Origin of the sequence: Paenibacillus sp. E194 (assembly GCF_000935845.1) — a bacterium.
In the GTDB taxonomy this organism is placed as follows: Bacteria; Bacillota; Bacilli; order Paenibacillales; family Paenibacillaceae; genus Paenibacillus_B; species Paenibacillus_B alvei_B.
Genome location: NZ_JMDX01000263.1, coordinates 1 through 7,408, shown reverse-complemented (window position 1 = coordinate 7,408; position 7,408 = coordinate 1). Strand labels below are relative to the sequence as shown.

Sequence of the window (7,408 nt, the reverse complement as noted above, 5' to 3'; positions counted from 1 at the left end):
ACCGTATTCAATTACAATTTCAATGTCGGATTGTAAGCTGTTTGCTTCTCTCTATCACCGCATGACTGACCCGTTCGCCCGCTAAGGTAACAATAGCGAAGTCTCGACATATCTTCTGTAGATAATCCTGTGAGTACAGACCCATATAAGCTTGGTGTGGAAATAATATGATAGACCTTCTCTTGTATAATCAAGTTGCGTATGGCAGAGAAGTCTTTCATCGCCTCCTCGACTGCCATCACAACAATCGCTCCCGTAATCAGTGGTGACCAGCACGATGCCACAAATCCATCGAACGCGAAGGAAATCATCGGGAGTACAGTGTCTCCTACCCCCGTCTTGTATTCTTGATTCCGATAATGCAGAATGCTGCCAAACGATTGATGCTCGATCATAACCCCCTTCGGATTGCCGGTCGACCCAGAGGTATAGATGATATATGCAAGGCTGCTTGGAGCGGGATAAGCGACTTGATTGTCATCTATTGGATTGTCATTTAATAGCTGGCTTTCTTGCCTACTTTCTTGCTTGTCGCTGTCTGCGGTGCATTTATCTAGATCCAACCATTCATATACTCTATCGATTTGGAAACGCCTTTCTAGGCCTCGATGCGTAACGATGACCTTGACACTGCTGTCTGTAAGCATAAATGAGATTCGTTCATGAGGGAGTGCAGGCTCTAGCGGAATGTAGGCCGCCCCAGCTCTCCATATCCCGAGCATGCTGACAATAGTATCGATAGATCGCTCCATCAGGATGCCTACGACATCGTCCTGCCCGATACCTTTATTCCTTAGATGTGCACTCAATCGTTCGGCTCTGGTACTTAATTCTCGATAAGTGATGGATTGCTGGTCGCATCGAATGGCTATAGCTTCAGGAGTTCGTTCACACTGCTCATTAAAAGCTTGGACGACTAAGGGAGAGGGATTGGACTCTTGTGTTTTCGCTGCTTGAAAGGAAGTCATCAGCTCTGCACGCTGCTCAGGTGTACAAATTTCGATTGAGTCGATAGAGCGTTCAGGCTGTGCAAGCACTTCTTCGATTACATATACATACTGTTCAAGCTGTCGCTGAATTTCTTCTGGACTGAATTTAGCTATCTGATAGTCAAAGTGCAGGGACAATTCATTCGTCGCCGTGACTCGCTGTACCCGAAGCAGGAAGTCATTTTCCTCATAGCCACAATGGATATGCTCCCATTCATATTGAACGTGTTCATTGCTGTGTTCATTCGACGTATCCGTCTCTCGGTATTCAATGGATGCATGAAAGAGAGGCGAGCTGTCGCCTGTCTTGGAACGAATATCCTGCACAAGCTGATTGAATGGGTATTTCTGATGCCTTGCCGCTTAGAATTGCTTTTTATCACTTGTTTAATGAAGGAAATCCTGTCTTGTCCCCCTTCCATCTGGAGGCGGAGTGGTACCGTGCTGACGAACATACCTAACATGTTTTTCTCTGCTCTATTCGTTCGATTGCTTAATGTCGTGCCGACGACTTGATTTTGTTTCCCATTCCACTTGTGTAAATAAATACCGAGTAGTGCGGTGAATAACGTAAATAGACTAACTTGATGCTTCTCGCAGAATTGATATACGCGCTGCTGCATGGATGCTGACAACGGATAAGATAAACGATTGGATTTACAGGTAGGATCATGCAGTTGGAGTGGCGAGATTGTATGTGCGCTGTCAGAGGGATGTGCTTCAAATTCCTGCAGCCAATATTGTCGGTCTTTCTCCCGGCGCTCAGATTGCTCGTATTCCAGCTCACTCGCGATGAACTGCAAGTAGGAAGGTCGAAGTGGCTCTGGCAAGCTTGCGCCTTGTACAAGACAACTGTAATAGGCAAGAATATCATCAATGATAAGCTGCTGGGAGATTCCATCGTGAATGAAATGGTGGAAACGCTGGTATAATACACAATCTGTAGCATTTATCCGCAATAGAATGAACTCAAATAGATCGGTATCCTTCCACGGCATTGGCATCTGAGCTCTCGCCTTTTCCCAGGATTGTACGTCAATACCGACAGCATCAATGACTGGAACCTCATAGCTTTGATACTCGCTGATGTATTGCCTTGGCTCCTGTCCGTCCCTCTCTACGATACGAAGGCGCAGAACTTCATTTCGCCTCAAGACCTCATTTATAGCTTGTTGCAGGAAAGGTAACTCCAGTCTGCCTTGTTTCGACTTAAGCCGCAACGATTACTGAAATAATGCCCAAGCTTGTATTCGGCTGCATATTCTCCATGTACCAAATTCTAAGTTGAGGATGTGTAAGTGACCAATCATTCATCAGATTCGCCCTTCCCTGTCAAATTCATCTACTAGCACATTGAAACATGTCATTGGAAAGAGGGTCAATCAAATATTTTCTAAAAAGAATTGTTCTTTTGATAATTTCTTGTAAATACTGAGATTGCAGTTATTTCATGCATCGCTGGTATATGTCCAAGCTCCCACAAAGGGGATTGCATAAGGTTATGATTACTGCTTTCACAAATTGTATAAATTTCGCAATATCGGTGAAACTATCCGCATCGTAGTGTAAAACTTTATGGAGAAATAAATCGATGAAATTACGTGCTTATGTACTATTCTTTCGACTATTGCTGTTAACTATATCCATTCCATTTTCAATGGTCACCCTCGTGCCAGATATGGTTGAAGCAAAGCCTTTGAATACCGTCGAATCGAAGCGAGATGACTACTCGATTATCATCTTCCCCCACCTTCACCGCCTTGTTGTGCAACAGCATAACAAGACAATCAAGTCTTATCATATCGCAGTTGGTGATCCCGCTACCCCAACTCCCGCAGGTGAATTCCGCATCATATTTAAAGGGGAGAACTGGGGGCCATCGTTCGGACCTCGTTGGCTCGGCTTGAATGTGACATGGGGAAACTACGGTATCCATGGTACCAATAAGCCCTATTCCATCGGACGCCACGCTAGTCATGGTTGTATTCGTATGCGCAATAAAGATGTTATCGAATTGTATGAGATGATTCCGATCGGCACGAAAGTAACGATTATGGGGCATGCGCTGGGTGATTTGAGACATAATCCGCGGGATTTAGCGGAAGGTGATGTTGGCGGAGATGTACAATTAATTCAATCGAGGCTGCAAAGTGCAGGATATTACCAAGGAAGGTGTGACGGCAAGTTCAGATCAAGCACGACACAGGCTCTCAAGCGTTATCAACGAGATCACCAGTTAGAGCCAAATGGCGTTGTTTCCTTCCCTATTTATGTTCATCTGGGATTGGTAGAATGACCGAGGGTCTACTCACATCACTTCAGTGTTTTAGGATGCTTTCAAGATACTGCTTTTAGGGGCTGTCCCAAAAATCAATTTTGAATTTTAGAGCCTCTCCATTGAAAGGAGCATGCATAAAAAAGACGCTTCCATCCCCCCACAAATACAGTGGTATCGGAGGCGTCTTTGCACATCTTAAGGGACTGACTCACTTGATTCTACCCTTTTGAGACAGCCCCATGTATGTGTCGTGGAGTATCCAAATGGTTCTATCCCCACTTAAAGAACTTAGGGAGTTGGTTCGCTTTTACTTTAAGTAAGGTTATTTTGTTAAATAACTTACAAGACAACTCTCCAATTATGACTGTACTCAGCTGTAATGGTTCCCCGCTTCCTAATATAATCCACGATTAATTCAGCCATATCTGGCGGCAGATCAAGCACAATTGGCTTATTGGCGAACATGACATAATTCCCCCCGCCCCCGGCTCGATAATTGTTCATGGCCACATCATATTCAGCGTTCTTCTCAATTGGAGCGCCACCAATGGTTAGCGTAGTAACGCGCTGTCCTACCGGACGAGAGACTTGAATCTCATACTCAATCCCTGACCACATATCATAATTATAATGCTGGGGCTTCGGATATAAGAATGCTTCACTAACCTGTATCTGATCCCCTTGCTCCGATAATGCAAAATAAGAGGCAGATTGCTCCAAGGCGTCCTTAATATCTTGACCCGAGACGCGAATGACTCTTAGCGTATTCGGATACATATAGTTGGCCAGCACCTGTCGCATCGTAATCTCTCCATAGAATCCTGGCGCACTATCATCGAAGAGAGCGGTATTCGATATTTCGGCACATCCGTATTCCATTTGTACCCGATTAATGAATGCGATGAATGGATGATCTGCAAGCCGGGCCTGCGACGGATCATCGATCAGCATATTGCCTTCCAGTGTACCAATTGGTTGATCCAGCCAGTGTTGAACTTTCTGCTCGATGTGGTGGATCGCTTCCAAGATACGTTCGTCAGGGACTGTTCCTTCTACAGGAATGAACTGAGATTGACATTGTTCTATTGTCCATTTCCCCTCAAGCTTTATCATAGTGATCTCCATGAATCCGATTCCTTGCCCATGTGAGCTTGGTTGCGCGATCCTTACTCCGTTCACCTGCTCATCTACAATCATTCGGTGTTGATGACCGGTTAACAAGATGTCGATTCCGGGTACGTCCATACAAATTCGGTAGCCTTGATTTTCCCCTGTATCTGCCTCGGTCAGTTCACCAGTACGCAAGTCACGCTCGAATCCACCATGATAGGATACGACAACGAGATCAACCTGCTCTTCATTTCGAAGAATGTCCACCCAGCGCTTCGCCGCATCAACCGCGTCCTCGAAGCAAATTCCTGCAATATGCTGCGGCAGTTCCCAGTTGGGTATATACGGGGTTGTTAGGCCCAGTATGCCAATCTTAAGTCCATTCGCATACTCCTTCACAATATAGGGCTTGCCAAAATAAGGTTCTCCGTCTTCTGCTCGAAGCAGATTTGCGCTGAGCCATGGGAACTGAGACTCCTTAATCGCCTGCTTCAAATAGGGAAGCCCATAGTTAAATTCATGGTTCCCAATGACGGCAGCATCTGCCTTGATCTGGTTCATGCAGGCGACCATTGGATTAGGCAGTTCTGGTTGTATGCGGGCATGATAATAGGTTAGCGGTGTGCCTTGAAGCAGATCGCCATTGTCGATCAGTACAGATTCCTTATACTGATGGCGCAGGGTGTCAATAGCGGTCGCCATTCTGGCTAACCCTGCTTCAATATGCTGCTGATCCGCATACCGATAAGGCATAACGGTTCCGTGAATGTCACTTGTATGTATAATGGCTACTGTGCAAGAATCACTGTTTTCGTGAAGAGGTGCTGCTGTTTCATTGCTCATATGGATTCTCCTCATCTGCGTTGGAAGCATCTACCCTATCTTGGCTGGTGTCTTTCAAAATAAAGGAATGAGAAGCCCTGGCACCCGCGCCGGGACTTCTCTATACGATCTAGCTATGTCAGACAATTCATGACATTTATAACTTAAGGTGCAATTGTAATTGGATTAGTCTGATATACATTGCTGCTATCCTTACGGAGACGTATGTTGGCTGTCCCGCTCTTGCCTGATTGTGTCCGCACCTGGATTGTCTTCACGGCAGTACCGGTGCTATCCGCTGTAAGTGTGAAGCTGTTATAGCCATATCCGGTAGGCCAACTACCATTATCTTGCTGCACTTGACCGACTTGTTGCCCGCCCGTTAAGTATACGCCGATTTGAAGCGTAATGCTGCTGTTCGGCGTTAAACCGCCTGCTGTAATCGTTACATTGAAAGGTGTGGCTGCAGTTACCGTTGCAGGATGTGTCATCGCAGGATTGCCAGATGGGTTCTGTCCCCCACTCGGAGCGCCATATGAACCTTTCTTGAATGTGGAAGAATCCCACCATTTGTAGCCAGCTGCAGGGGCTGCCCACGGCTCAGGCTGCGGCTCTGTACTGAGCTGCGGCGTCTCGAACGGCAGCAATGCAGTTGGTGTGTCAAGCTGCAGTCCTGGTACCTGTGCGAAGCTCGTGTATGACTCCTGCTCGGCAAGCCAGTCAATAAGGTTCATAAGCAGTACAGCATCATCCTGCTCTTTGTAACCATCATATGTTTTTTCGTCTGTCCATTCTCTTCGCGCAAATATTTCGGTGTTGCATCCTCTACTGGGGAGGAATCACCAATGACAGCGGCTTTCCCTAAGCCGACCTTCGAGATGGATACATAAGCCCCTTCTGCAACGCCGCCTCCGTTATATACGCCTTGATCTACTGCATTTAGCCATTTCTGGCTGCTGCTTACCGCAGGCAAGTGCACGATGCCTTTCGCAATTTGCGGATTAGTAACCGCAATTGTTGATCCTGCGTGCATGGCAACACTGCTTACTTGATTCGTAATGCCGAATGCTTGTTGTGGATTGACAATCACATTCGCATTAATATCACCGAGTGCATTGTAGCGAATACGAACACCGAAGTTGTCGGACAGCCAATCGGAGCTTGCAACATCCTGCATAGCAGCTGAGTTGGCCTCCTCTGTGCTCATCCCTTGTGCTGGGTTGCTCCACGCTCCACGGCGGTAGCCGTTAAATGCTTCAGAAGCGTCCCAGCGGTTCTTATTGCGATCCGCATTGTAATGATCCGCGATGAAGAAGATGCTGCCTCCACTGTTGACATACTGCAGCATTGCCGCTTGCTCTGATGTCTTATATGGAATGTTGGCCTCGCCAATAACAAACACTTGATAATCTTTCAGATCATCATACGTGATCGGCGCAGACTTGCGCAATTCCTTAACCTCATAGCCTTTGTCTGCAATGCCGTTAGCAAAATCTGAGAAGCCGCCATCAATTACCCAGTCTGCTGCACCAGCCGTTTGGCCGTGAGTATTATCGAACAATACTTTCTTGCCGTTCGGTGTACCCTTTGCCGTGATATACGGCGCCGGATCAGCTGGCCCCTCCGCATAAGCGTTAGACCCTGCTCCCAAGGATAACGTGGGCAGTGCGATTAATGCAGCAAGTACGACTTTGAACCATTTGCGTTTCAACACAGTTAGCATATTCATTCTTCTTCGCCTCCTCATTTTGTGATGCGGGGGATTGAACCTCTCCGTTCAACATTATTATAGGGCTCGTATGTTAAGAGAAACTTATGTTCATGCGAAGATTATGTTAATCGATCAATATTTATGAATTATATAGAAAATATTACATCTGGTTTAAATAAGGAATCTAATGCGGCGAAAAGCATCTGCTACTACTGGAATAGGCCGATATGTTCTTCGAGAAAGGCATCGAGCGTTCTCGGTGCTTGGCCGAGCAACCGAGCAACTGTATCTGTAGGATGCTCAGGAATGGCTGCGGACATGGCTTGAATGTCTACAACGTGATTCGCAAGCCATAGCGGCATATGATCTTGTTCCATTAAAGAACGGCGCTGTGTGTTCGAATCCATGTTGATATACGTAATAGGACGACCGAGCATTGCTGTGAATTTGGCCGCAATCTGTTCATAATTGAACACTTCTGAACCTGTGAGTGTATAG

General features: G+C 46.3%; 3 protein-coding genes and 4 pseudogenes. 1 reads left to right on the top strand and 6 read right to left on the bottom strand.

The genetic code is table 11. The features are described 5' to 3' along the window. Positions 1-11: 11 nt before the first annotated feature. The 3 genes and pseudogenes from AZ66_RS24540 to AZ66_RS33910 all read right to left on the bottom strand — a co-directional run. Entirely contained in the window at positions 12-968 is a 957-nt protein-coding gene (locus AZ66_RS24540) for an AMP-binding protein (RefSeq protein WP_231587035.1), read from the bottom strand. Between the two features lie 12 nt (positions 969-980). Beyond that, positions 981-1,337, bottom strand: a pseudogene (locus AZ66_RS33440) (condensation domain-containing protein); the annotation flags it as partial. Positions 1,338-1,420: 83 nt separating this feature from the next. Next, positions 1,421-2,143 (bottom strand): annotated as a pseudogene (locus AZ66_RS33910) (condensation domain-containing protein); the annotation flags it as partial. A gap of 524 nt (positions 2,144-2,667) precedes the next feature. Between AZ66_RS33910 and AZ66_RS24530 the strand changes: the two are divergent. After that, complete coding sequence (locus tag AZ66_RS24530; protein WP_231587034.1) at positions 2,668-3,285, top strand: L,D-transpeptidase family protein; 618 nt, start codon at positions 2,668-2,670, stop codon at positions 3,283-3,285. 321 nt (positions 3,286-3,606) lie between these two features. On the opposite strand, the gene AZ66_RS24525 is transcribed toward AZ66_RS24530, so the two are convergent. The 3 genes and pseudogenes from AZ66_RS24525 to AZ66_RS32115 all read right to left on the bottom strand — a co-directional run. Then, positions 3,607-5,220, bottom strand: a complete 1,614-nt coding sequence (locus tag AZ66_RS24525; RefSeq protein WP_044357270.1) for a bifunctional metallophosphatase/5'-nucleotidase — start codon at positions 5,218-5,220, stop codon at positions 3,607-3,609. A gap of 143 nt (positions 5,221-5,363) precedes the next feature. After that, positions 5,364-6,913, bottom strand: a pseudogene (locus AZ66_RS24520) (DNA-binding protein). Between the two features lie 206 nt (positions 6,914-7,119). Further along, a pseudogene (locus tag AZ66_RS32115) lies at positions 7,120-7,408 on the bottom strand (SDR family NAD(P)-dependent oxidoreductase); the annotation flags it as partial.

Bases quoted from the DNA above. Each gene is read 5' to 3' on its own strand.
- AZ66_RS24540 (WP_231587035.1), bottom strand. From the start codon at position 968: ATGACTTCCTTTCAAGCAGCGAAAACACAAGAGTCCAATCCCTCTCCC.
- AZ66_RS24530 (WP_231587034.1), top strand. From the start codon at position 2,668: ATGGTTGAAGCAAAGCCTTTGAATACCGTCGAATCGAAGCGAGATGAC.
- AZ66_RS24525 (WP_044357270.1), bottom strand. From the start codon at position 5,220: ATGAGCAATGAAACAGCAGCACCTCTTCACGAAAACAGTGATTCTTGC.